The following is a 22081-nucleotide window of genomic DNA, read 5'->3' on the forward strand; positions in this document are numbered from 1 at the left end:
TTCAAAGAAGTTTAACCTCGTTGATTCCGAATTGAGCGAGCGAGACGGCTAGCGTGGCTGGCGGTGGGGCGGTGAACACGGCAAGACCGGGCGGCGGCGCCAATGGCCAGGGCTGGCCTTGCGTCAAATAGGCGATGCGCCGCGCGATGCCGGCGCCGCCGTCGACCTGGACGACGCCCGGAAGCGCCGCCGCCAATTCTTCACAGAGCAGAGGGAAATGGGTGCAAGCGAGGACGACGACGTCGATCTCGCCGCCCCGTGGCGCGGCGAGCATGGGGGCAACCGCGGCGCGAACATCTTCGAGCGGAACATAGTCGCCCGCCAGCTTGGCCTCGGCCAGCGCGACCAGCTCTGGGCTGCCGTGGCAGATGACGGTGCAATCGGCGGCGAAGCGTGCGGCAAGATCGTCGACATAGGGCTGACGCACCGTCGCCTCCGTGCCGAGCACAGCGATCACTCGACTCTTCGATAGCTCGCCAGCGGGCTTAATCGCCGGCACCGTGCCGACCACCGGAATGTCGAGCGCGGCACGAACCTGGTCGAGCGCGATGGTCGAGGCGGTGTTGCAGGCGATGACCGCCAGCCGCGGCCGGTAGCGCTCGACTAACCGGCCCAGCAGCGCTGGAACGCGCGCCGCCAGCTCTGCCTCACTCTTCCCGCCGTAGGGAAAGCCGGCGCTGTCGGCGGCATAAACGATCGGCGCTTTGGGAAGCAGCGCCCGCGTCGGGGCCAGCACCGACAGCCCCCCGACCCCGGAATCGAAGAACAGGAGCGGGGCGGCGGGGTCCATGCGTCGGGCGCTAGTGCGCGCCGGGGTCTTTCGCAACACCAACGATCTGCTACGCAATGCCGATGTCCGGCCCCGCCATCCTGGCCTTTCTCATCTCCTATCTGCTTGGATCGATCCCGTTCGGGCTCATCCTGACCCGCCTGTCGGGCAAGGGCGATATTCGGGACATCGGGTCGGGCAGTATTGGGGCGACCAATGTGCTGCGGACAGGGTCGAAAGGGCTAGCGGCGGCGACGCTGTTGTTTGATGCGGCCAAGGGGGCCGTGGCGGTGCTGCTCGCACAGCGACTGTGGCCCGATGCGGTTCCAGTCGCCGCCGCGGGGGCACTGATTGGGCATCTTTATCCCGTCTGGCTCCGGTTTAAGGGCGGCAAGGGAGTGGCGACGTTGCTCGGCATCCTGGTGCCGCTGCTGCCGATGGCGGCGCTGGTCTATGCGGTCGTGTGGATCGGGTTGTTTCTGGTCGTGCGCATATCCTCGGTCGCCGGAATGACCGCCGCCGCGAGCGCGCCGGTCAGCGCGGTCGTCCTCAATCAACCAGCCTTGTTCCCCCTGTTGCTGGGATTTGCCGTGCTCGTCATCTGGAAGCATCGCGCGAATGTCGGGCGGCTGATCGCCGGCAGCGAGCCGCGTGTAGGTCGCGCCAAGGCGTGAGCGCCCTGCCGGATTTGATCGAACGGCTGCGGCTGATCCGCACGCCGGGCATCGGGCCGATCGCCTTTCGCCAGCTGTTGCTGCGCTTCGGCAGTGCCGCCGCGGCGCTCGACGCCATTCCAGACTTGGCGCGTCGCGGCGGCGGCAAGGCGCCGTCGCTGTTCCCCGTCGCCAACGCGGAGCGCGAGATCGCGGCGGTTGGCAAGGCCGGCGCCCGCTTCCTGGCATTGGGGCAGGGTCTCTATCCGCGCGCCTTGGCCGAACTCGAGAACGCACCGCCATTAGTCACGGCCAAGGGCCGCCTCGAACTGCTCGACCGTCCGATGGTGGCGATCGTCGGCGCGCGCAACGCCAGCGCCGCCGCCTGTCGCTTCGCTCGCGGCCTGGCGCACGAGCTAGGGCAGGAGGGGGTCAGCATCGTTTCGGGCCTTGCGCGCGGGATCGACAGCGCGGCGCATGACGGGTCGCTCGACAGCGGCACGATCGCGGTCATCGCCGGCGGGATCGATGTCGCCTATCCGCCCGAGAATGAAGCGCGGCAGCGCGACATCGCCGAACTCGGGCTGCTGATCGCTGAGATGCCGCCAGGAACCGAACCGCGCGCTCGCCATTTCCCGTATCGCAACCGGATCATCGCCGGGCTGGCGGCTGGGACGGTGGTGGTCGAAGCGGCGCCGCGATCGGGCTCGCTGATCACCGCGCGGCTGGCCGCCGAGGCGGGGCGTGAGGTGATGGCGGTGCCCGGTTCCCCGCTCGACCCGCGCGCCCAGGGCTGCAATCAGCTGATCCGCGACGGTGCCACGCTGATCCAGAATGGCGCGGACGTGATGGAGCAGCTTCGCCCGATCGCCGGCGTCGTAGCTAGCCCGGTCTGGCCGTTCGATCATGATGCGCCGGCGACCCCGGTCGATCCTGAACCCGACGTACGCGCGCGGGTCGAGGAATTGCTCGGCCCTTCTCCGGTGCCGGTCGACGAGATAGTCCGCTTGTCGGGCGCCGCGGCCGGCCAGGTCCAGCTGGTGCTACTCGAACTCGACCTCGCCGGCCGCCTCGATCGCCATGCGGGGGGCAAGGTCAGCGTCAGAAGCTGAGGCGGCGGGCGATGCCCCGCTTAGCAAATTCCTAACCGCTCCCGGCTACAGTTGATTCACCTTCAGCAACGGTCCGGTGCCGCCATGGGGCCTGGATCTTTTGAAGGAGGCGTATGAATATACAGGCTTGTGGCTCATCCTGACGATGATCGTCATGCCGTTGGTGGGCATGCGCGCGCAGGCGTGGAGGCTGTCGCTGCTGTGGACAGCCTCGTTGATCGCCACCGCGCTGATTGCTTTTTTAGCGCCGGCCTATGGCAGTTTCAGTCAAATCGACCCTGCCGCCGCCGTGCGTCTGCCGGGCAATGCGGGCCGGTTTGCTTTTGATGCGTTCAGGCATTTCCGCTTCGCCGATGACCCTATGTTGTCGATCCACTCGATTGCCGCTGTCATCTGCTTTCCGTCGTTCCATACGATTTGCGCGTTGCTACTGGTCCAGGCGTGGTGGTCGGTCCGGTGGTTACTGCCGGTTGCAGTCGCGCTCGCCGGAGCGACGATCGTATCGACGCTGCCGATTGGCGGGCATTATTTCATCGACCTGCCGGCCGGGCTGGTCGTGTGGTGGGGTTGTACGCGTCTGGCCGATTATATTCTGCGGGACAGGACCGGGGACGGGGTCACGCGAACGATGAGTGATCGCGGGCGTCGAAGATGGTTCCGACGACCCATACCAACTGCGCACGCGCTTAGTCGCGTCGAATCTCCGCCCTTGACGCCCTCCCCGACGGCTCGACAATCGCGCGTATACGTATGTGAGGAATCCACCGCTTGAAACTCGTCGTCGTCGAATCGCCCGCCAAGGCAAAGACTATCGAAAAATATCTCGGCCCCGGCCATCGCGTTCTCGCGAGCTATGGCCACGTTCGCGACCTGCCGCCCAAGGATGGATCGGTGAACCCCGACGACGGATTCGCGATGGATTGGGAAACCTATCCCGACAAGGCGAAACAGCTCAAAGCTATTACCGACGAGGCTAAGAAAGCCGACACGCTGATCCTGGCCACCGACCCCGACCGCGAAGGGGAAGCGATTAGCTGGCATGTGCAGGAAGTGCTCAGAAAGAAAAAGGCGCTACCCCAACATGTTGAGCGAGTTACTTTCAATGCGATCACCAAAACTTCGGTGCTCGCCGCGATGGCAAAGCCGCGCCAGCTCGACGAGGATTTGATCGACGCCTACCGGGCGCGCCGCGCGCTCGATTATCTGGTTGGCTTCACCTTGTCCCCGATCTTGTGGCGCAAGCTGCCCGGCGCCAAGTCGGCCGGGCGGGTGCAGTCGGTCGCGCTGCGGCTGATCGTCGATCGCGAGCGCGAGATCGAACTGTTCCGCGCGCAGGAATATTGGTCGGTTTCGGCAACGTTCGAGAGCGATGGCACGCCGTTCGCCGCGCGGCTGGTCGCCCTCGATGGCAGGAGGGTCGACCGGCTGTCGATAGGCGACAAGGGCAGCGCCGACGCGGCCAAGGCGGTGGTCGAGGCGGGGCGCTTCACCGTCACTTCGATCGAGACAAAGCCGTTAACCCGCAACCCGCCGCCGCCATTCACCACCTCCACCCTGCAGCAGGAAGCGGCGCGCAAACTGGGCTTTTCCGCCAGCCATACCATGCGGCTCGCCCAGTCGCTCTACGAAGACGGCCTCATCACCTATATGCGGACCGACGGGGTGCAGATGGCCGATGAGGCGATTTCGGCTGCGCGGCGCGTCATCGCCGATCGATACGACGCCGGCTATGTTCCAGACAAACCGCGTTTTTACAGCACGAAGGCCAAGAATGCTCAGGAGGCGCATGAAGCGATCAGGCCGACTGATTTTCACCTGGGAAGCGGCGGATCGGGCGATCATGCGCGGCTCTACGGCCTGATTTTCAACCGCGGGCTGGCGAGCCAGATGGCGTCGGCGCGGCTTGAGCGGACGACGGTCGAGCTGTCCGACGGACCGGGCCGCGCGACGCTGCGGGCGACCGGCCAAGTGACCCTCTTTCCGGGTTTTCTCGCGCTCTACGAAGAAGGCCGCGACGAAAAGGCCGACGACGAAGACGCCGCGCGGATGCCGGCGATGCGCTCGGGCGACGCGCCGGCCAAGACTGGAGTCGAGGCGGTGCAGAGCTTCACTCAGCCGCCGCCACGCTATTCCGAGGCGAGTCTGGTCAAGCGGCTGGAAGAGCTCGGCATCGGCCGTCCCTCGACTTATGCCGCGACCCTGCAGACGTTGAAGGACCGCGAATATGTAGTGCTGGAGAAGAATCGCTTTATTCCCGAGGAGAGCGGGCGGCTGGTGACGGCGTTCCTCGAACGGTTTTTCGAGAAATATGTCAGCTTCGACTATACCGCCGAGCTTGAGGAAGGGCTCGACGACGTGTCGGGCGGGCGGCTCGGGTGGCAGCAGTTGCTCGAGGCTTTCTGGAAGGATTTCAAGCCCCTCGCGGGCGAAGTGATGGAGCAGAAGCCATCCGAAGTTACCGCCGCGCTCGACGAGTTTCTCGCGCCCTACCTGTTCCCCGACAAAGACGACGGGACCGACCCGCGGCTCTGCCCGCTGTGCGGCACCGGTCAGCTAGGGCTTCGCGGCGGCAAATATGGCGCGTTCGTCGCCTGCTCCAATTACCCCGACTGCAAATATACCCGCCGCTTCGGCCAGGGCGAGGAGGCGGCGTCCGAAGGCCCGGCCGAGCTGGGCAATGGTATCAGCCTCAAGAGTGGCCGCTTCGGGCCGTATCTGGAGCGCGGCGAGGGCAAGGAAATCGAGCGCGCGTCGATCCCCAAGGACGTGCCGCAGGACGAGTTGACGCTGGAGGTGGCGGAGAAGCTGCTGTCGCTGCCGCGCGATATAGGGGCGCACCCGGAAACCGGGCAGATGATCTCGGCGTCGATCGGGCGTTACGGGCCTTATCTGGTCCACGAGGGCAAATATGCGCGGCTGTCGTCGACCGCCGAAGTGTTCGACACCGGCATGAACGCGGCGGTCGTCAAGCTGGCCGAAGCCGCGGGGGCCAAGGGCCAGCGCGGCGGCGGGCGCGAACCGCTGGCAGTTCTCGGCGCGCATCCGGTGTCGGGCAAGGAACTGAAGGTGATGGAAGGGCGCTATGGTCCGTACGTCAGCGACGGCGAGACTCACGCCACGCTTCCCAAGAGCGCCGACCCCAAGGCGGTGACGCTGGACGAAGGTGCGGGGCTGATCGACGCCAAGGCAGCCAAGGGGCCGGTCAAGAAGGGCGGGCGCAAACCTGCCCGCAAGTCCGGCACGACGGGTCGGAAGAAAGCCGGAGCTGGCGCCACGAAAAGCTGATGCCGTCGAACAGGTGGAGCTTACCCGCTGCGTCGTCACCGATGCTGACGATGACGCGGATCGCCATCAGCGCGGCGAAACTTCCGACCGTCCCGGTGAGCGCGCCGAGCACCCCTAGTTCGGCGCAAGTGTCGCAATCGTCGGAGTCGAACGCGTCGCCGACGAAGCAACGGTAACAGGGCCTACCGCGGAATAGGCCGACTTGTCCCTGAAACTGCTCGGCGGCTGCCGAAAGCAGCGGAATATCAAGGCGAACCGCCGCATCGCTGACGGTCAGTCGCGTAGCGAAATTGTCGGTGCCGTCGATGATCAGGTCATGGCCAGCGAGATGCATTTCGGCATTGGCCGCATCGATCCGCTGTCCGATCGCGCGAACGGTGACATGTGGATTGCGCTCGGCGATGAAGGCGGCTGCAAGATCCGCCTTCGAGTTGCCGATGTCGGCGGTTCGATAGAGCGGCTGCCGCTGGAGGTTGCTCAGTTCGACGATGTCGCCGTCAATGATTGTTAGATGGCCGACGCCAGCCCCTGCCAGCGCCGGGATCACTGCGGCGCCAATTCCGCCTGCGCCGACGATCGCGATACGCGCCGCCTTCAATCTTTTCTGCCCAGCGCCGCCGATCTGCGGGAGGACGATGTGCCGTGCGTAGCGATCGAGTTCGTCGTCGGTCATTGGCCGGTGCTGCCGAAACCTCCGTGGCCGCGGTCGGTGACGCACAGTTCCTCGACTTCGTCGAAGGCGGCCAGGGTGACCGCCGCCGGGACTAGTTGGGCGATGCGTTCGCCGCGGCGGATCGCGAACGGTTCGGCGCCGTGGTTGATCAGGAGCACCTTCAACTCTCCACGATAATCGCTGTCGATCGTGCCCGGCGTGTTGGGAACCGTGATGCCGTGCCTGAAGGCCAGGCCCGAGCGCGGCCGGACCTGGATTTCATAGCCCTGCGGAATCGCAACGCGAAAGCCCGTGGCGACCGCAAAGCGCTGCCCAGGCTGAAGGTCGAGATCCTCAGCCGCGACCACGTCGAGGCCTGCCGCGCCGGGCGTCGCGTAGCTTGGCAAAGGCAGTCCCTCGCCGTGGGGCAGGCGCGAAATGCGGATGCGGACGGTCATGCCAGTTCCTCGACGACGTGCTGGATGAGGTGATGGGCGATCTCGGCCTTCGACGCCTCGGGGTAGTCTTTGACTCCGGCGGCGGTGATGAAGTGGACGCGATTGCGCTCGCCACCCATGATGCTTTGTCCACTTGGTCCCGACACGTCGTTGGCGACGATCCAGTCGGCGTTCTTTGCGGTGCGCTTGGCGGACGCATTGGCGATGACGTCATTCGTCTCGGCGGCGAAGCCGATCAGCAGGCGAGGCCGATTCGGATGCGCGCCGAGTATGCCGAGAATATCGGGGTTCGGCGCAAACTCGAGGCGCGGTGGGCCATCGGCTTTCTTGAGCTTTTGCGCGGCGGCGACGACTTTCCAGTCGGCCACGGCCGCGACCAGGATGGCGACGTCTGCGGGCAGCGCCGCCTCGACCGCGTCGGCCATTTGATCGGCAGTCTCGACATCGATCCGGGCGACACCGCCGGGGGTGGCGAGCGCGACCGGGCCGGCGATCAGAGTAACCCGCGCGCCAGCCTCGGCAGCGGCGGCGGCGATGGCGAAACCTTGTTTGCCCGATGAACGGTTGGCGATCACCCGCACAGGGTCGATCGGCTCGTGGGTGGGCCCGGCGGTGACCAGCACATGCTTGCCTTCAAGCGGCCGCTTTGCCTTGAGGCTGGTGGCCTCTATTGAGCTCAGGTTTGGAGTGAGCAGTCGAAGGATAGCGCTCGGTTCCGGCAGTCTCCCCGGCCCATACTCTCCGCACGCCATGGGGCCTTCGTCGGGTTCGACGACGGTGATTCCGTCCGCCCGTAGCTGTGCCACATTGCGCTGGGTTGCCTCGTGCAGCCACATGCGGACGTTCATCGCCGGGGCGACGACCACCGGCTTGTCGGTCGCCAATAGCAAAGTCGTTGCCAGGTCGTCGGCGATCCCAGCCGCCATTTTGGCGATGAGGTCGGCGGTCGCCGGGCAGACCAGCACCAGGTCGGCGGCGCGGCTGAGTTGGATGTGACCCATCTCGGCCTCGTCCTTCAAGTCCCACAGCGAGGTGTAGACCGGGCTTTCGGCCAGCGCGGCGAGGCTCATCGGTGTGACGAAATGCGCACCGCCCGCGGTCAGTACCGGGGTGACTTCATGGCCCGCCTTGCGGATCAGGCGGATGAGCTCGGCGGCCTTGTAGGCGGCGATGCCCCCGCCGACGATCAGAAGGATGCGGCTCATGAAGCCGGCTGTGGCACGGCGCGCAGGGCTTTGCCAAGGTCGTCGAAGGCGGCGGGCAGGAAGGCAAGCCCGGCGAAAGCCAAGGGCGCGGCGATCAGCGACCAGTAGAAAGTGTCGGTGCGGGCGAACAGCGCCAGCATTGCCCCATAGCCGAGCAGGAGCAGGAAGACCCTGAGTGCCCAGCCAGAGCGGACCGAAGCCCAGCCGAACAGTGACAGGACGAGCAGCGCCGCCGCCAGCGGGTCGGGCAGGCGGATGCCGAACGTGACCTTGGCGATGCTCTTGAGCGCGAACTGTGCGCCGAGCAGACGCGACCAGCCTTGCGAAGGCTGGTCCATCGGAAGGACGACCTCCGCGACCCAATGGGCGTGGAGCGCCATATAGGCAGCGAATAAAGCGACGATCGCCGCCCATCCGGCCGCCTCGCGCCAGCGCTTGGCGATCACCGCCAGCCCGCCCATCGCCAGGATCATCGGCAGCGCCAGCTCGCGGATCATCAGCGCGGCGCCGCCGGCGAGGAAGGAGGGCCACAGCCGGTCAGGCCGGCGCACCGCGATCATCAGCGCCAGCAACAGGCCGGCCCAGCTTTCATGGAACAGGCCGGTCACCGGCTGAAGCATCCCACCGAGACCGCCGGCGATCAGAAACATCGCCATGCCGAGCATCGGAAACGGCAGCGCCGATCGCAATCGCCACCACCAGGCGAACATCAGCCCCCCGCACAGAGCCCAGACTGCGACGATCATCACCGGCTCGCCGAGCGCGGCGTAGATTGTCGCGTGGGTCGGCAGGCGGAACGTGAAGAAGGGCTTGAGGGGATAGCCGGCGGCACGTTGCTCACTCGCCGCGACTTGATAATAATCGCCACCGGACGCTACGCCCTTGATGATGTCGCGGTAGAGTTGGCGGTCGCTATGCTGGGCGGGCGAGGTGCGCAACTGCGGGCCAGGCGCCTCGGCCGGCGACCAGCTGGCGGCAGTAATCAGGGCGAGCAGAAAGGCGATCAAGGCTAGCGCCGGGACGCGCGACCAGCCTTCGAACCTTGTCCTGACCGCCCCCCGCTCCACCTCAGCGCACGGCTTCGCCGCCCAGCTCGGCCTTGATCAGCGCCGGTGGGATGATCCCCGCGCCGATGATCCGCGCGAAGGCATCTCCCATCACGAACGGACGATGCTCGACCTCCGCCTGATGCGAGGCGATGGCCAGGAGCTCATCAAGCTGAAGCTTGCCGATGATATAGCTCGGGCCGTAACCGGGTTGGCGCAGGTAGAGCAGCTGCTCGAAGCCAACCAGCCGACTCGACGCGTCGGAATATCCGCGCGGAGTCCAATGGGCGTGGAATTGCCCGGCCTGGTCGAGCGTCATCTGGTTGGCCTGGACGCGAAGTGAGGCGAGCCCGCGCGCGGCGCGATTGGCGAGCATGATCCACACCAATTCGCGGCCGTGCGGAATATCGTCATACAGCCCGGCCTGCATCACCAGCTCCTCCATCGCGGTGGCGAAGCCTTCCGAGCGATCGGCGAACAAGTTGAACAGCGGCGCGACGCGGCGGATCGGGCTGGCGTGCGGCTCGTGCTTCAGCCGCGCCAGCTCGATCCAGTGGGTTGAATGAGACGATAGCGGTAGCGGGTCGAGCGCGGTGATGTGGGTGAAGAAATTGCGCTTGTCGGGCGGCGTATAATTGCCTGCCTGCGCCGCAAGCGCGGCGCGAAAATAAGGCTGGTCGGGGACAAAGCCGGTGGCAACGAGGAAGTCGTTGAGCTTTTGCGTCCGCGCCTCGACCATGCGTCGATAAGCGGCGGGATCGCGGATTTCGGCGATCGGAGGGGCGGCGCGGTTGCGCAACTCCTCGAGGCGAAGCGAGGCGAGCGAGCGGTCGAGCTCGCGCTGCAACAGGACGACCTGTTCCTCCCAGCTGTCGGGGTTGAGCTCGACATGGGCAAGGTACCAGTCGTAATTGGATTTGCCGACGCCTGACGGACCGGTGCGACGCGGCGCCTCGGCCTTGATCCAACTTGCGAATTGTTCGGTGGCGAGGCGGGCGGCGCGGACCGCCGCGCGCAGTGCGGGGCTGGCACCATCAAGGCTCGCGCCGCGCTTGCCTTCAAGCGACTTTATCACCAGCGTACCCGACTCGAGCGCGGCGAGCATTTCGGCCTGCTCGTTGAAGGCCTGAGGGCCATAAGCCCATAGGTCATGCGCCTGGCTCGGGGCGAGATTGACCCGCGCCGAGGTGAGCATTGCGGGGACCGCGCCCACCAGGGTGGTCAGCCGCGCATCGTCGGCCGGCGACAGGGGGAAGGAGAATTTGAACAGGTCGATGTTGGGCTCGGCCGAGGGGCCTTCGTGCGCCGGGACATCGCTCTCCTCGGCGAAGATCGTCTGGTAGAAGCCGGGATCGCGCGACCAGGGTTTGAGGACGCGAAGGAAGAAGTCGAGGCCGTTCATTTCCGCCTCGACCAGGCGATAATCGTTGAGCGCCGCCGGGCTCCAGCCGCGGCGGTCGGTCCTGGCAAGCCGCGCGCGCCAGCTTGGCAGCGCGGCGGCCTTGCGCGCCATCGACGCCCGCGAATAATCGGGCACTCCGTCGTGGATCGTCGGGCTGACGAACCGCCGCCAGTCGGCGAACAATCTTACGAGCTCGGCATGATGCGCGGGCACCGCGGCGGCGGGCGCGGGCGGCTGCGCGGCGGTCGCGGGAGAGGAGGTAGCGGCGATCGCAGCGGCGATCAGCAAAATGCTCAAGCGGTGCATGTTATCTCCTTGTTCGATCACTCGTCGGGGCGAATCGCTAATTGATCAACACTAAGGCCGTTAGGGCCGCCGCGGCGAGGCCGGAAATCAGAGCGACCGCGACGTAGCCCCAGCCCCGGCGCGGCGCGATCATCGTGATCTCGGCCAAAGGCGGCGGCGGGGGCGCCGCACCGGCGGGAGGATAGGCGGCGTCAATGCGCCTGATGAGGTCGGGAATCAGCTTGAAAGCGCGCACCGTCTCCACAATCCGGTCGGCGTAATAGGCTTCGGGGCCAAGCTCGGTTCTGAGCCAATCCTTGAGGAACGGCTCGGCCGCCTCCCACATGTTGATGTCGGGATCGAGAGCAGTGGCGACTCCTTCCTCCATCACCATCGTCTTTTGCAGCAGAAGGAGGTGCGGCTGGGTCTGCATGTCGAAATCGCGGGTGATCGCGAATAGTCCGTCGAGCATACGCGCGACGCTGATTTGTTTGACCGGCAGGCCGCGGACCGGCTCTCCAACAGCGCGCAACGCCGTCGCGAACTCGTCAACATTATGGTGGGAGGGCACATATTGCGCTTCGAAATGGATCTCCGCGACACGCCGATAGTCGCCGGTGATCAGGCCGTATAGGATCTCCGCCAGCCACAGGCGCGCACGGCGGTCGATGCGCCCCATGATGCCGAAATCGACCGCCGCCAGCCGCCCGTCGGCAAGCGCGAATAAATTGCCTTGATGAAGGTCGGCGTGGAAATAGCCGTCGACCACCGCTTGGCGAAGGAAGGCCCGGACCAGCGTCGCGGCCAGCGCGGCGGGATCGTGACCGGCGGCAATGAGCTCGTCGCGCTTGCTGAGCTTGACCCCGTCCAGCCATTCGAGGGTGAGGACGCGCCGAGCCGTGCGGCTCCAGTCGATTTCAGGGACGTAGAAGCCGGGTTCGGCGACCATATTGTCCCTGAGCTCCGACGCCGAGGCGGCTTCGCGCTGAAGATCGAGCTCGCGCCGGGTCCATTGCTTGAAATGGGCGATGACGAGACGCGGGCGCAGCCGTTCGGCCTCGCCACCGAGCAGTTCGACGTGCGCCGCCGCCCATTCATAGGTCTCCACCGCGCGGGCGAATTCTTCCTCGATTTGGGGGCGCAGCACCTTGACCGCAACATCGCGGCCCTCGGTCGTGACGGCGCGGTGAACTTGGGCGATTGACGCGGCGCCGACCGGGATCTCATCGAAGCTCGAATAAAGGCTTTCGAGCGGCGCGCCGAGCGCTTGCTCAACCGCCTTGCGGACTGCTGGAAAGGGAGCAGGAGGAAGTGAGTCCTGGAGTTGGAGCAGGTTGGTGGCGGCAGCATCGCCGACCAGGTCGGGTCGGGTGGCCAGCGCCTGGCCGAACTTGATCGCGGCGGGGCCGATCGCTTGCAGCGCTAGGGCATAGTCGGGTGTGCTGGGCATGCGCAGCCCGAAGCGCGCGACGCGGACCAAGCGGCGGACATTCGGCGGGGTCAGGGGATCGCGCTCGATTCCCTGCAGCGCGCCGTGCCGCGCTAACGTCCTGCCCCATTTGAGCAGGCGCCACAAATGGGTCGCGGCGGTGGTCAAACCTTCCAGCCGCCGTGGATCGCGACCAAGCCGCCCAGGATCGGTTCGGCGCTGGTCGACCTGAACCCGGCTTGCTCGATCATCGCCTTGAACACCGCCATGTTCGGGAAGCGGCGGATCGATTCGACAAGGTAGCGATAGCTATCTTCGTCGCCCGCGACGGCCTTACCGATGCGCGGGATCAGATGCTCCGAATAACGGTCGTAGACCTCCCCGAAACCCGGCCATTCGCTGGTCGAGAATTCGAGGCAATAAAAGCGCCCGCCACGCTTCAGCACCCGGTGCGCCTCGCGCAGCGCGGCCGGGATATTGGTCACGTTGCGAATGCCGAAAGCGATGGTGTAGGCGTCGAAGCTGGCGTCGGCGAAGGTCAGCGTCTCGGCATTTTCTTGCCGCCAGACCAAGCCGTCGATGCCGCGCTTTTCTGCCCGCTTCATGCCGACGCCGAGCATATCGGGGTTGATGTCGCCGACCGTCACAGAGGCGCCCCTGGCGGCCATGCGGAAGGCGATGTCGCCGGTACCGCCAGCCATGTCGAGGATGTGCTCGCCAGCACGCGGCTTGACCCTGGCGACGAAGCGGTTCTTCCACCGCCGGTGCATGCCGCCCGACATGAGATCGTTCATCAGATCATATTTGCGCGCTACCGACGAAAAAACCCCGCCGACGCGGCGCGTCTTTTCCTGAGGGGTGACGAGCTGCTCACCGAAATTGACCTTGTCCATCTCAGCGCATCTAGCCGCCTTGCCGGCGGTCCGCCATATGCTGCCGCCATGCCCGAACTTCCCGAAGTCGAAACCACCGTCCGCGGCCTGGAGATCGTGCTGAAAGGGCGACGGCTCGTTCAGGTCGAGGCGCGACGGGCGGACTTGCGCCGTCCTTTCCCGCCCGATCTGGGCCAGCGGTTGGTCGGGGCGCGTGTGACTGGGCTTGGCCGCCGCGCCAAATATGGTCTGATCGAGACCGACCGTGGCGACACGCTGCTGTTCCACCTCGGCATGTCGGGCCATTGGCGGATCGACCCCGCCGAGATCGGCAAGCACGACCATTTGTTGATCGAAACCGACGAAGGTCGGCGCCTCAGCCTGCGCGACCCGCGACGGTTCGGCTCGATCGATTTGGTGCCGACCGCCGAGGTGGCCGATTGGCCGGCAATCCGGACGCTTGGCCCCGAACCGCTAGGTGGCGCGATCGATGGCGGCTGGCTGCGGCGCACCTTCGCCGGTCGGAGCGCGGCGGTGAAGCTGCTGCTGCTCGATCAGCGCGTGGTTGCGGGGCTGGGCAATATTTATGCCTGCGAAGCGCTGTTCCGGGCGCGCATCGACCCGCGCAAGGAGGCGGGACGGATCGGGCGGGCACGACTCGACAGGCTGGCGGTAGCGATACCGGCGGTGCTCGACGATGCGATCAGGGCCGGCGGCTCCTCGCTGCGCGACTTCGCCGCGCCCGACGGAGAGCTCGGCTATTTCTCCAAGCAGTTTGACGTCTATGGCCGCGAGGGGCAGCCGTGCGGTGGTGGGTGCGGCGGAAAAGTGCGGCGAATCGTCCAGGGCGGGCGCTCGACCTTCTTCTGCTCGACCTGCCAGCGGTGAGGGGAGCGGTTGACGCGAATCGCTCGCGAGGGTAGGGGAGCGCCAAGCCGGTGCGACCCGCGTGGGACGCGCCGCTTTTTCATTGAGCCCAAGCTAGTTTAGAGGTTGATCGATGGCGAATACGCCGCAAGCAAAGAAGCGCATCCGCCGCAACGAAAATCGAGCGGCCATCAACGGCGCGCGCGTGAGCCGCATCCGCACCTTCATCAAAGCCGTCGAGTCGGCAATCGAGTCAGGCAAGAAGGACGATGCAGCCGCGGCTCTCAAGCAAGCGCAGCCGGAAATTGCACGGGGCGTGGCGCGCGGCGTCATGCATAAGAACACGGCATCGCGCAAATTCTCACGGTTGACCCGCCGGGTTGCCTCGCTCGGTTAAATTCGTATTTACGTGCTAATTCGAGACGGGCTGCCGGGCGACCGGCGGCCCGTTTCATTTCGACGACTGAAAAAAGTCTAGGATTTCCCGCGATTCGCAATTTCCCTTCTAAGGGGGGATTAGAAAAAATCCCTTAAAACTGTCATTCTCTAGCGGTTTTCGCGGCTTTGCTATGTCAAGTCGATTTATTTCATTTGGATGAAATTCGGCACTTGAATAGCGCGTCAGACGCTTCCAGAACGGAACTTCCGGCGGCGAATCTGCTCCCGGGGAGCCAGAGACCGAGGATCATTCGGAGCTAGCGATTCGGGTCGCGCGCAACGGAACTTCGTGTCCTGGCAAGTGACGAGACGGGGAGGCGCGCGCCAGTGCAGGGCAGTCGGGAAATTTTGTCTGCCTCCGACCGCGGCACAACTGAGCGTAGCGTTCCGACGCCACTCGACGCCGCCTGGGAAACCATCCGCGCGGGGCTTCGCCGCGATTGCGGGGCGCGCACCTTCGACGGCTGGTTGAAGCCGGCCGAACTGGGCGCGTTCGACCTCGAATCCGGCGAGCTTGATCTCGTCATGCCGAGCCAGTTCATGGCCGATTGGGTGCAAAGTCATTTCGGCGATCGGCTCGCGCTGGCCTGGCGGACGGTCCTGCCGATCGTGCGCGGGGTAAAGATCGTCGCCACCGCCGATGGACCCAAGCCCTCGCCGTTGCTGATTCTGGAGGAAATTCCGGCGCCCGTCGCGACCAGTCAGGCGCGCGACCCGGCCGCCCCCAATTTTGACTCGCGCTATCGATTCGACAGCTTCATCATCGGCAAGGCCAACGAGGTTGCGGCGAGCGCCGCCCGGACCCTGGCGACCGCCGACAGCGTCGCCTTCAACCCGCTTTTCATCCACGGCGGCACCGGGCGCGGCAAGACCCATTTGCTGCACGCCATCGGTCAGGCTTTCCTCAACCGCAGTCCGGGCGGTCGCGTGGTATCGATGTCGGCCGAAAAGTTCATGGTCGAGTTCATCCGGGCGATCAAAGACAATGACACGATTGGTTTCAAGGGACGGCTGCGCTCGGCCGACCTGTTGCTGATCGACGACGTCCAGTTCATCGCCGGGAAGGATTCCACCCAGGAAGAATTCTTCCACACGATGAACGAGATCATCACCGCCGGCCGGCGCCTGGTGATCACCTCGGACCGCGCCCCGCAGGACCTCGACGGGATCGCGCCGCGCATCCTGTCGCGCCTGTCGTGGGGCCTGGTCGCCGACATTAACCCGGCCGACTATGAGCTTCGGCTCAACATCATCGATGCCAAGCTGGCCGCGCTTCCGGGCGTCGAGATGCCCCGCCCGGTGGTCGAATTCCTCGCCCGCCGCCTGACCAGCTCGATCCGCGAACTAGAAGGCGCTCTCAACCGGATTGCAGCCTATGCGATGATGACCGGCCGGGCGATCGACGTGCCGTTCGTCGAGGAAGTGCTGGCCAATGTGCTGCGCGCCAATCAGCGGCGCATCTCGATCGATGAGATCCAGACCCAGGTCGCCGAACATTATCGCATCCGCAAGGCGGAGATGACCTCGGCCCGCCGCGCGCGCGAGGTTGCCCGTCCGCGCCAGGTCGCCATGTATCTTTCGAAGCAGCTGACGCCCAAGTCGCTGCCCGACATCGGCCGCCGTTTCGGCGGGCGCGACCACACCACCGTGATTCACGCGGTCAAGCAGATTGAACGGCTGCGCGCCGCGGATTCGGAGCTCGACGCCGATATCCGCCTGCTGACACGCCAACTGGAGGGCTGACAGGGGTTCCGGCGCTGACCGAGGCGGTGAACATTCTGCGACGAGATCCAGTCCCCAACTGGCCTTTTTTCCGCCTCCCACTTTCACAGCTAAGAAGCGGCTTTCGCTTTCGTCGAAGCGCGCATCTGGCCGGAAGGCCCGACCTGCCCGCGCTGTGCCGGCGTCGCGCGCATCAGCAAGATGCAGGGTAAGTCCACCCGTTTGGGAGAGCAAGATTTTAATCGGTTGCATCAAGGGCGCGCCGGAATGACCGTGAAGAAGCCCGCCGACGAAACGACAGCGAGCAGAGCGTAAGGTTTCGGCGCGACGCCCAGCGAACGATCGACGCTGGCGAACTCGCCCCCACCCAAGCCGATCGCGCTCTCGAACGAACGCTAAGCGAGGAAAAGCCCGGACCACTAGGCCGCCGGGGACGTAGGCATGGCGTCTTGTCCCTGGGCGAGCTGATTGCGTGAGTGTGCCTCGATAATCGACTTGATCGGGTTGCTCATCATCATGTCGATCAGCCGCCATGCGGGGATGACCCCCATCATTCCGGTGTTGGCGGGCACTTGTAAACCAGACTGCATTTCCTGCCGAGATTAGTCGCAAACCTTCTCCCAAAGCGGAATCATGCAGCAGTCCACGCCCAGCAGGTAAGGGCCGATATCGAAACGGCCTTGCCCAATAATCTGCCCTTTGTGGTCATAGGCCTTGCCTAGACTCTTGTTTTCACCTTCGATCGGCTTGAGGTTCTTACGGTAATACATCTGGTCAAGATAACAGAACACAGGTGAGCCGCTGTAACCGTTCAACGATCTAATTTCGACGAGCCAAGCCTCCTGCTCATAGACATCGTATTTCAGTTTTTCTGAGGGCAACTGCGAGATTTGCCCGAAGCGCACAGAAGGTGTGTTTTTCTGCTTGCCATCGAGCGATACAAAACGGCCTATGACAAACGCGGGGTCGCCGGGGCCGATATCGAGTATATCGGCCATCTGTTTAGTTGTGAGGCTTTCGAGCGGGACGTAGTTGATAATTGCCCCATCGGGAACAGCTAGAGGGCGGACTGCCAAATCGTCCCCGTCGGGATGCATGAACCACTGAGTGTCGTCACTATCTAAGCAAGTGAATCCGCCGTCTTTTGTGTTTAGTCGGATCGTCCAATGACCGGCGTCAATGACATGACGATTCGTTACCGCCCACATTGTATGCGCTGCACCATCGAAGTGGAGCCCGACGACAAACCCACTTCCCCCAGCCCTCTGGCCCTGCTCAGCCGAGCTGATATCCGGGTAGAGGTAAAGGCTTGTATCGAGGAGCTTTTGATCAATGCGAAACGTCATTCCAGCCAGAATCCTCCTGATAGCACACTGCCTATTCGACACGAATGATGGAGCTGGTCGAGGAAGTTTTATCTCGGTGACAGCGAGGCGTTGGGCGCTACTCATCTAACACACCCCCGAATTTGGGTATGCCCAAATATAACGACGCGTTTTATTAGGGGCGGGGCCGGTACCGGTGCAACAAGGCGGCGCACGTCGCGCCATTGCCCCGCCGCACCCGCGCCCTTATCTCGCCCGGCCATGACCACCATCTCGCTCCTTCAGGACGTCGCCCTCGGCATTACCGTGCCGTCGCGCCATGCCCGGGGGCGCATCGCTCGGATCGGCCCGACGCTCGACCTGATCCTCGCCAACCATGGCTATCCGCCCGTGCTCGAGCAGTTGCTGGCAGAAGCGCTGGTGCTGACCGCCCTGCTCGGCTCGTTGCTCAAGGATCCGAGCGGTCAATTGACCATCCAGGCGCAGACCGAGGCCGGGATCGTCGATCTGCTGGTATGCGACTATATGGGCGGCGAGCTACGCGGCTATATCCGGCACGATCCCGACCGGCTGACCGAGGCCGGGCCGCATCCGAGCCTGTTCGCCCTGTTCGGCAAAGGCTATCTGGCAATTACCTTCGACCAGCCGGCGACCGACGAGCGCTATCAGGGCATCGTCCCGCTGGAAGGCGAAGGGCTGGGCGAGGCTGCGCAAAGCTATTTTCTTCAGTCCGAGCAAATTCCGTCGATCGTCCGTCTCGCCGCTCGGCGCGACGATGCGGGGTGGGTCGCGGGGGGGATCATGTTCCAGCACCTGCCCGAAGGCGAGGAGGGGCGCGACCGGCTGCACACGCGCCTCGACCATCCAGAATGGCCGCACGTCGCGGTGCTGATCGGGTCGGTGAAGGATGAGGAACTGACCAATCGTGCCCTCGCGCTCGACGATCTCGCCTGGCGTCTGCTCCACGAGGAGGGGGAGATCCGCACGCTCGATCCGGTCAGGCTCATCAAGGGCTGCCGCTGCAGCGCCGACTATATCGCCTCGGTCATCGCCCGCTTTCCGCCCGAGGATCACGCCCAGATGGTTGGTGACGACGGGCTTATCCGGGTCGATTGCGCCTTTTGTGCGACGAGCTTCCCGATCGCCATCGACGCTCCCGCTTGAGCCATACGAAATATTGCTTTCGCTCAACCCGCTCGTGGTAAAAGACGGGATGAAACGCGCCTTACGAATCGGGCTGCTGGCCTTGTTGTCTTTATCGGCGACAGCTGCGACCTCGCCACGCGCGCTCGCGCCGGCGGCGGGCGGACTGTGGGAGGTTGCGACTGACGCGACCGGGCACAATGCCGAGAAGGTCTGCGTTCCGCTGCCCGAGGTGCTGGCCCAGTATGAGCATCGCAGCGGCCGCTGCACGCGGGTCGTTATCTCCGATGTCGGCACCGAAGTGGTGATCCACTACACCTGCGCGGACGGGGCGTTCGGGCAGAGCAAGGTGACGTTGATCACGCCGCGCACGCTCAGGATCGACACTCAGGGCATTTCGGGCGGGTTGCCGTTCCATTATCAGCTTCATGCCCGCCGCGTCGGGGCATGCGTGGCGCGTTAAGCTCGCTTTAACCATCATGAGTTTAGGAAGCATGTCGTGCCTTCTTCGGCATGTATTCCTCCCTGTCGGGCCTCGGCCCGCACCTGGGCCGCTCTCGTAGCGGCCCATTTTTATTGCGGACCAGAAGGAGCGCCCAGACTTTCCTTTTCGGGGGCGCCGCGCCAAGGAGCGGGTATGTTCCTGTTCATCCTCAAGGCGATGCTTTCGGGCCTGTTGGTGGCGGCGATCTCGACCCTCGCCCGGCGTTATCCCGGCTGGGGCGGCTTAATAGCTTCTCTGCCCCTGGTGTCGTTGTTATCGATGGTCTGGCTCTATGGAGAGACTCGCGATGCCGAGTCGGTGGCCCGGCTGTCCTGGGGTGCCTTCTGGTTCATCCTTCCGTCGATGCCGATGTTCCTGCTCATCCCCGCCCTGTTGCGCTCCGGCGTCGGATTTTTCGCGACGATGATGATCGCCTGCTTGGCGACGATCCTGCTCTATGCCGCGATGAGCTGGATGGCGCCGCGCCTCGGGATTACGCTGTGAGCGGCCGGCAGGCGGTGGTGCTCCTTTCCGGGGGCCTCGATTCGATGGTGTGCGCCGCGCTGGCCCGCGAGCAGGGCTTTGGCGTGCTCGCGCTGACCATCGACTATCACCAGCGCCACCGGATCGAGCTGGAGGCGGCCAAAAGGATCGCGGCGACGCTCGCCGAACGGCACATCGTCCTGCCGATCGACCTGACCGCGTTCGGCGGATCGGCGCTGACGAGCGACATCGCGGTGCCCAAGGACGGTGTCGCCCCGGGTATTCCCGTCACCTACGTCCCGGCGCGCAACACGGTCTTCCTCAGTCTGGCGCTGGCCTGCGCCGAAGCCGCGGGCGCGCGTGACCTGTTCGTCGGGGTCAACGCGCTCGACTATTCGGGCTATCCGGACTGCCGTCCCGACTTCATCGCCGCGTTCGAAGCGCTCGCCAACTTGGGCACCAAGGCCGGGGTTGAGGGTGATCCGTTCACGCTTCACGCGCCTCTGCAACGGATGACCAAGGCCGATATCGCCCGCGAGGCGGCGCGGCTCGGGCTCAATGCCGGGGTCAGCCATAGCTGCTACGATCCGGCGACCGATGGCGGCGCGTGCGGGCTGTGCGACGCCTGCCGGTTGCGTGCCAAGGGGTTCGAGGAAGCGGGGCTACCCGACCCGACCCGCTACGCCAGCTCATGAGCTACGCGGTCAAGGAGGCGTTTCTGACGCTTCAGGGCGAGGGCGTGCAGGCGGGAAGCAGGGCTGTGTTCCTGCGCTTCGCCGGCTGCAATCTGTGGAGTGGGCGCGAGCAGGATCGCGCCGTTGCGCAGTGCAATTTTTGCGACACCGATTTCGTCGGCACCGACGGTCCCGGCGGTGGCAAGTTTGCCGAGCCGCGGCTGCTTGCCGACCACATCGCGGCGGTGTGGGGCGATTCGACCGAGCGGCGACTTGTGGTCGTCACTGGGGGCGAGCCGATGCTGCAATTGGACGAAGCGCTGACCGATGCGCTGCATGCCCGCGGATTCAGGGTCGCGGTCGAGAGCAATGGGACCCTGCCGGCGATTCCGGGGATCGATTGGCTGTGCATCAGCCCCAAGGCGGGGACCGAGGTGGTGCAGCGGCGCGGCGACGAACTAAAGCTGGTGTGGCCGCAAGCGGGGATCGATCCCGCCGAGCTGGAGCAATGGTCCTTCGACCATTTCTTGGTCCAGCCGATGGACGGCGCGACACGTGACGCGTCGGTGCAGGCGGCGATCGCGCTGGCGATGGAACGGCCGCGCTGGCGGCTGTCGCTGCAAACGCACAAGCTGGTCGGGCTCGCCTGACACGAAAAAAGGCTGCCGGAGTGACCCGGCAGCCTTTGTCCATAACCTAAAACGGACCGCCGAGGCGGTCCGCATTTCGATTACATCGAGTTCGACGAGTTCATCGAGTTCATGTCCGACATATTGCCCGACATATTCGAATCCATCGACATGTTGGCGTCCATGTTGGCGGTCGCGTCCATGGCAGAGGTGTCATTGGCGACGACGTTCTCGGTGGTGAGGGTCTCGTCGACATTCATCGTGTTCTCGGCGGCTTCATTCTTGCTGCAAGCCGAAACAGCCAGGGCCGCGGCAGCGACCAGGATCAGAGCACGCATTCTAAAACTCCCTTGATTGTCAGATCTGCAGCGAGTGGACCCGCTTTACAAATCGTGGGCACAATAGTCGCGCATGCCTCAAGCCTCAAGCAACTTGTTCACCCTGCAGCAAGCTTGCGAGAAATGCCGTAAAACTGCTCTTTAGCGCGGCATCGACCGCGTCCATCGACGAATTTCGCCCCAATTGCGCGATGCTTGTCACGCCGTAGCCGGCAATCCCGCAGGGAATGATTCCGTCGAAATGCGACAGGTCGGGCGCGACGTTGATCGAAAATCCGTGCAGCGTCACCCACCGCTTCACGCGCACCCCGATCGCGCCAATCTTGGCTTCATGAGCGCGTTCGCCGGACCAAATGCCGATGCGCCCCGGCTCGCGGCGCGCTTCGACGCCCAGCTCGGCCAGCGCGGCGATCATCCAGCCTTCAAGCGAATGGACGAAACGGCGGATGTCCTTGCCGCGTCGTTCGAGGTCGAGGATCAGATAGCCGACCCGCTGGCCGGGGCCGTGATAGGTGTAGCGGCCGCCGCGACCGGCCTCGAACACCGGAAATCCCATCGGGTTGCTGAGCTCGGCCGAATCCGCGCTGGTCCCGGCAGTGAACAGCGGCGGGTGCTGCAACAGCCAGACCAGCTCGCGCGCGGTGCCGTCCCGCACCGCAAGTGCGCGCGCTTCCATCTCCGCCAGCGCATCGGGGTAGGGCACCAACCCTTCGTCCACTCGCCATTCGATGTCGCCCGCTGCATCCATCGCCGCGAGATGGCGCTGAGGGTCCGCCAGGGCAAGGGCGATTGCAACGAGTGTGCCAGCCT

General features: G+C 64.9%; 24 protein-coding genes and 1 pseudogene. 13 read left to right on the forward strand and 12 right to left on the reverse strand.

Annotated features, from left to right (window positions below):
- Position 1: 1 nt before the first annotated feature.
- On the reverse strand, positions 2-790 hold the full coding sequence (gene murI, locus H0W65_RS01945) for a glutamate racemase (RefSeq protein ID WP_294003274.1): 789 nt from the start codon (positions 788-790) through the stop codon (positions 2-4).
- A 62-nt stretch (positions 791-852) separates the two neighbouring features.
- Here murI and plsY point away from each other — a divergent pair, with 62 nt between their 5' ends.
- From plsY to topA, 4 genes are all read left to right on the forward strand, one after another.
- Entirely contained in the window at positions 853-1443 is a 591-nt protein-coding gene (gene plsY, locus H0W65_RS01950; RefSeq protein WP_294003276.1) for a glycerol-3-phosphate 1-O-acyltransferase PlsY, read from the forward strand.
- Positions 1440-2534 carry a DNA-processing protein DprA gene (dprA, locus tag H0W65_RS01955; protein ID WP_294003278.1) on the forward strand — a complete coding sequence of 365 codons (1095 nt, stop codon included), beginning with the start codon at positions 1440-1442 and terminating at the stop codon, positions 2532-2534. Before plsY ends, dprA begins: the two co-directional genes overlap by 4 nt.
- Positions 2535-2610: 76 nt before the next feature.
- Entirely contained in the window at positions 2611-3306 is a 696-nt protein-coding gene (locus H0W65_RS01960) for a phosphatase PAP2 family protein (RefSeq protein WP_294003280.1), read from the forward strand.
- Entirely contained in the window at positions 3303-5819 is a 2517-nt protein-coding gene (gene topA / locus H0W65_RS01965) for a type I DNA topoisomerase (RefSeq protein WP_294003282.1), read from the forward strand. The genes H0W65_RS01960 and topA overlap by 4 nt, the downstream gene beginning before the upstream one ends.
- On the opposite strand, the gene H0W65_RS01970 is transcribed toward topA, so the two are convergent.
- The 7 genes from H0W65_RS01970 to H0W65_RS02000 form a co-directional block, all read right to left on the reverse strand.
- On the reverse strand, positions 5737-6492 hold the full coding sequence (locus H0W65_RS01970; RefSeq protein WP_294003284.1) for a HesA/MoeB/ThiF family protein: 756 nt from the start codon (positions 6490-6492) through the stop codon (positions 5737-5739). The genes topA and H0W65_RS01970 overlap by 83 nt on opposite strands.
- The gene (dut, locus tag H0W65_RS01975; RefSeq protein WP_294003286.1) at positions 6489-6929 is read right to left on the reverse strand and encodes a dUTP diphosphatase; all 441 of its coding nucleotides are present in this window, start codon (positions 6927-6929) and stop codon (positions 6489-6491) included. Before dut ends, H0W65_RS01970 begins: the two co-directional genes overlap by 4 nt.
- Positions 6926-8134: a bifunctional phosphopantothenoylcysteine decarboxylase/phosphopantothenate--cysteine ligase CoaBC gene (coaBC, locus tag H0W65_RS01980; protein WP_294003287.1), complete on the reverse strand. Its 1209-nt coding sequence runs from the start codon at positions 8132-8134 to the stop codon at positions 6926-6928. Before coaBC ends, dut begins: the two co-directional genes overlap by 4 nt.
- Positions 8131-9141 (reverse strand): hypothetical protein, encoded by a 1011-nt coding sequence (locus H0W65_RS01985; protein WP_294003289.1) that lies wholly within the window; start codon positions 9139-9141, stop codon positions 8131-8133. Before H0W65_RS01985 ends, coaBC begins: the two co-directional genes overlap by 4 nt.
- Positions 9142-9202: 61 nt before the next feature.
- A complete protein-coding gene (locus H0W65_RS01990) occupies positions 9203-10888 on the reverse strand; it encodes a DUF885 family protein (protein WP_294003291.1) in 1686 nt (561 codons plus the stop codon).
- A 37-nt stretch (positions 10889-10925) separates the two neighbouring features.
- Positions 10926-12464 (reverse strand): 2-polyprenylphenol 6-hydroxylase, encoded by a 1539-nt coding sequence (gene ubiB, locus H0W65_RS01995; RefSeq protein WP_294003293.1) that lies wholly within the window; start codon positions 12462-12464, stop codon positions 10926-10928.
- On the reverse strand, positions 12461-13189 hold the full coding sequence (locus H0W65_RS02000; protein WP_294003295.1) for a class I SAM-dependent methyltransferase: 729 nt from the start codon (positions 13187-13189) through the stop codon (positions 12461-12463). Before H0W65_RS02000 ends, ubiB begins: the two co-directional genes overlap by 4 nt.
- Positions 13190-13237: 48 nt before the next feature.
- Between H0W65_RS02000 and mutM the strand changes: the two genes are divergently transcribed.
- The 4 genes and pseudogenes from mutM to H0W65_RS02020 form a co-directional block, all read left to right on the forward strand.
- Positions 13238-14056, forward strand: coding sequence for a bifunctional DNA-formamidopyrimidine glycosylase/DNA-(apurinic or apyrimidinic site) lyase (gene mutM, locus H0W65_RS02005; RefSeq protein WP_294003297.1), 819 nt, complete (start codon positions 13238-13240; stop codon positions 14054-14056).
- Between the two features lie 112 nt (positions 14057-14168).
- Positions 14169-14432, forward strand: a complete 264-nt coding sequence (gene rpsT / locus H0W65_RS02010) for a 30S ribosomal protein S20 (protein WP_294003299.1) — start codon at positions 14169-14171, stop codon at positions 14430-14432.
- A gap of 389 nt (positions 14433-14821) precedes the next feature.
- Entirely contained in the window at positions 14822-16216 is a 1395-nt protein-coding gene (gene dnaA, locus H0W65_RS02015) for a chromosomal replication initiator protein DnaA (protein WP_294003301.1), read from the forward strand.
- Positions 16217-16261: 45 nt separating this feature from the next.
- Positions 16262-16423, forward strand: a pseudogene (locus H0W65_RS02020) (transposase); the annotation flags it as partial.
- 191 nt (positions 16424-16614) lie between these two features.
- Here H0W65_RS02020 and H0W65_RS02025 read toward each other — a convergent pair.
- The gene (locus H0W65_RS02025; RefSeq protein WP_294003303.1) at positions 16615-16785 is read right to left on the reverse strand and encodes a hypothetical protein; all 171 of its coding nucleotides are present in this window, start codon (positions 16783-16785) and stop codon (positions 16615-16617) included.
- A 12-nt stretch (positions 16786-16797) separates the two neighbouring features.
- Positions 16798-17541, reverse strand: coding sequence for a trypsin-like peptidase domain-containing protein (locus H0W65_RS02030; RefSeq protein WP_294003305.1), 744 nt, complete (start codon positions 17539-17541; stop codon positions 16798-16800).
- Positions 17542-17781: 240 nt separating this feature from the next.
- Between H0W65_RS02030 and H0W65_RS02035 the strand changes: the two genes are divergently transcribed.
- From H0W65_RS02035 to queE, 5 genes are all read left to right on the forward strand, one after another.
- Entirely contained in the window at positions 17782-18684 is a 903-nt protein-coding gene (locus tag H0W65_RS02035; protein WP_294003307.1) for an Hsp33 family molecular chaperone HslO, read from the forward strand.
- A 49-nt stretch (positions 18685-18733) separates the two neighbouring features.
- A complete protein-coding gene (locus tag H0W65_RS02040) occupies positions 18734-19126 on the forward strand; it encodes a DUF3617 family protein (protein ID WP_294003309.1) in 393 nt (130 codons plus the stop codon).
- Positions 19127-19300: 174 nt separating this feature from the next.
- Positions 19301-19651 (forward strand): DUF3147 family protein, encoded by a 351-nt coding sequence (locus H0W65_RS02045; RefSeq protein ID WP_294003311.1) that lies wholly within the window; start codon positions 19301-19303, stop codon positions 19649-19651.
- Positions 19648-20325, forward strand: coding sequence for a 7-cyano-7-deazaguanine synthase QueC (gene queC / locus H0W65_RS02050; protein ID WP_294003313.1), 678 nt, complete (start codon positions 19648-19650; stop codon positions 20323-20325). The genes H0W65_RS02045 and queC overlap by 4 nt, the downstream gene beginning before the upstream one ends.
- Positions 20322-20954 carry a 7-carboxy-7-deazaguanine synthase gene (gene queE, locus H0W65_RS02055; RefSeq protein ID WP_294003315.1) on the forward strand — a complete coding sequence of 211 codons (633 nt, stop codon included), beginning with the start codon at positions 20322-20324 and terminating at the stop codon, positions 20952-20954. Before queC ends, queE begins: the two co-directional genes overlap by 4 nt.
- An 80-nt stretch (positions 20955-21034) precedes the next feature.
- On the opposite strand, the gene H0W65_RS02060 is transcribed toward queE, so the two are convergent.
- Positions 21035-21271 carry a hypothetical protein gene (locus H0W65_RS02060; protein ID WP_294003317.1) on the reverse strand — a complete coding sequence of 79 codons (237 nt, stop codon included), beginning with the start codon at positions 21269-21271 and terminating at the stop codon, positions 21035-21037.
- An 85-nt stretch (positions 21272-21356) separates the two neighbouring features.
- On the reverse strand, positions 21357-22019 hold the full coding sequence (gene lipB / locus H0W65_RS02065) for a lipoyl(octanoyl) transferase LipB (protein WP_294003319.1): 663 nt from the start codon (positions 22017-22019) through the stop codon (positions 21357-21359).
- Positions 22020-22081 lie beyond the last annotated feature (62 nt).

This window comes from Sphingomonas sp. (assembly GCF_013816785.1).
Taxonomy (GTDB): Bacteria; Pseudomonadota; Alphaproteobacteria; order Sphingomonadales; family Sphingomonadaceae; genus Sphingomicrobium.

What these genes read in the sequence shown, in the direction of transcription:
- H0W65_RS02060 (WP_294003317.1), bottom strand. Translation starts at nt 21,271, where the DNA reads ATGCGTGCTCTGATCCTGGTCGCTGCCGCGGCCCTGGCTGTTTCGGCT.
- H0W65_RS02025 (WP_294003303.1), bottom strand. Translation starts at nt 16,785, where the DNA reads ATGCAGTCTGGTTTACAAGTGCCCGCCAACACCGGAATGATGGGGGTC.
- queE (WP_294003315.1), top strand. Translation starts at nt 20,322, where the DNA reads ATGAGCTACGCGGTCAAGGAGGCGTTTCTGACGCTTCAGGGCGAGGGC.
- H0W65_RS02035 (WP_294003307.1), top strand. Translation starts at nt 17,782, where the DNA reads ATGACCACCATCTCGCTCCTTCAGGACGTCGCCCTCGGCATTACCGTG.
- plsY (WP_294003276.1), top strand. Translation starts at nt 853, where the DNA reads ATGTCCGGCCCCGCCATCCTGGCCTTTCTCATCTCCTATCTGCTTGGA.
- murI (WP_294003274.1), bottom strand. Translation starts at nt 790, where the DNA reads ATGGACCCCGCCGCCCCGCTCCTGTTCTTCGATTCCGGGGTCGGGGGG.
- lipB (WP_294003319.1), bottom strand. Translation starts at nt 22,019, where the DNA reads ATGGATGCAGCGGGCGACATCGAATGGCGAGTGGACGAAGGGTTGGTG.
- H0W65_RS01990 (WP_294003291.1), bottom strand. Translation starts at nt 10,888, where the DNA reads ATGCACCGCTTGAGCATTTTGCTGATCGCCGCTGCGATCGCCGCTACC.
- H0W65_RS02030 (WP_294003305.1), bottom strand. Translation starts at nt 17,541, where the DNA reads ATGACGTTTCGCATTGATCAAAAGCTCCTCGATACAAGCCTTTACCTC.
- H0W65_RS02045 (WP_294003311.1), top strand. Translation starts at nt 19,301, where the DNA reads ATGTTCCTGTTCATCCTCAAGGCGATGCTTTCGGGCCTGTTGGTGGCG.
- H0W65_RS02000 (WP_294003295.1), bottom strand. Translation starts at nt 13,189, where the DNA reads ATGGACAAGGTCAATTTCGGTGAGCAGCTCGTCACCCCTCAGGAAAAG.
- H0W65_RS02040 (WP_294003309.1), top strand. Translation starts at nt 18,734, where the DNA reads ATGAAACGCGCCTTACGAATCGGGCTGCTGGCCTTGTTGTCTTTATCG.
- dut (WP_294003286.1), bottom strand. Translation starts at nt 6,929, where the DNA reads ATGACCGTCCGCATCCGCATTTCGCGCCTGCCCCACGGCGAGGGACTG.
- mutM (WP_294003297.1), top strand. Translation starts at nt 13,238, where the DNA reads ATGCCCGAACTTCCCGAAGTCGAAACCACCGTCCGCGGCCTGGAGATC.
- rpsT (WP_294003299.1), top strand. Translation starts at nt 14,169, where the DNA reads ATGGCGAATACGCCGCAAGCAAAGAAGCGCATCCGCCGCAACGAAAAT.
- coaBC (WP_294003287.1), bottom strand. Translation starts at nt 8,134, where the DNA reads ATGAGCCGCATCCTTCTGATCGTCGGCGGGGGCATCGCCGCCTACAAG.
- H0W65_RS01970 (WP_294003284.1), bottom strand. Translation starts at nt 6,492, where the DNA reads ATGACCGACGACGAACTCGATCGCTACGCACGGCACATCGTCCTCCCG.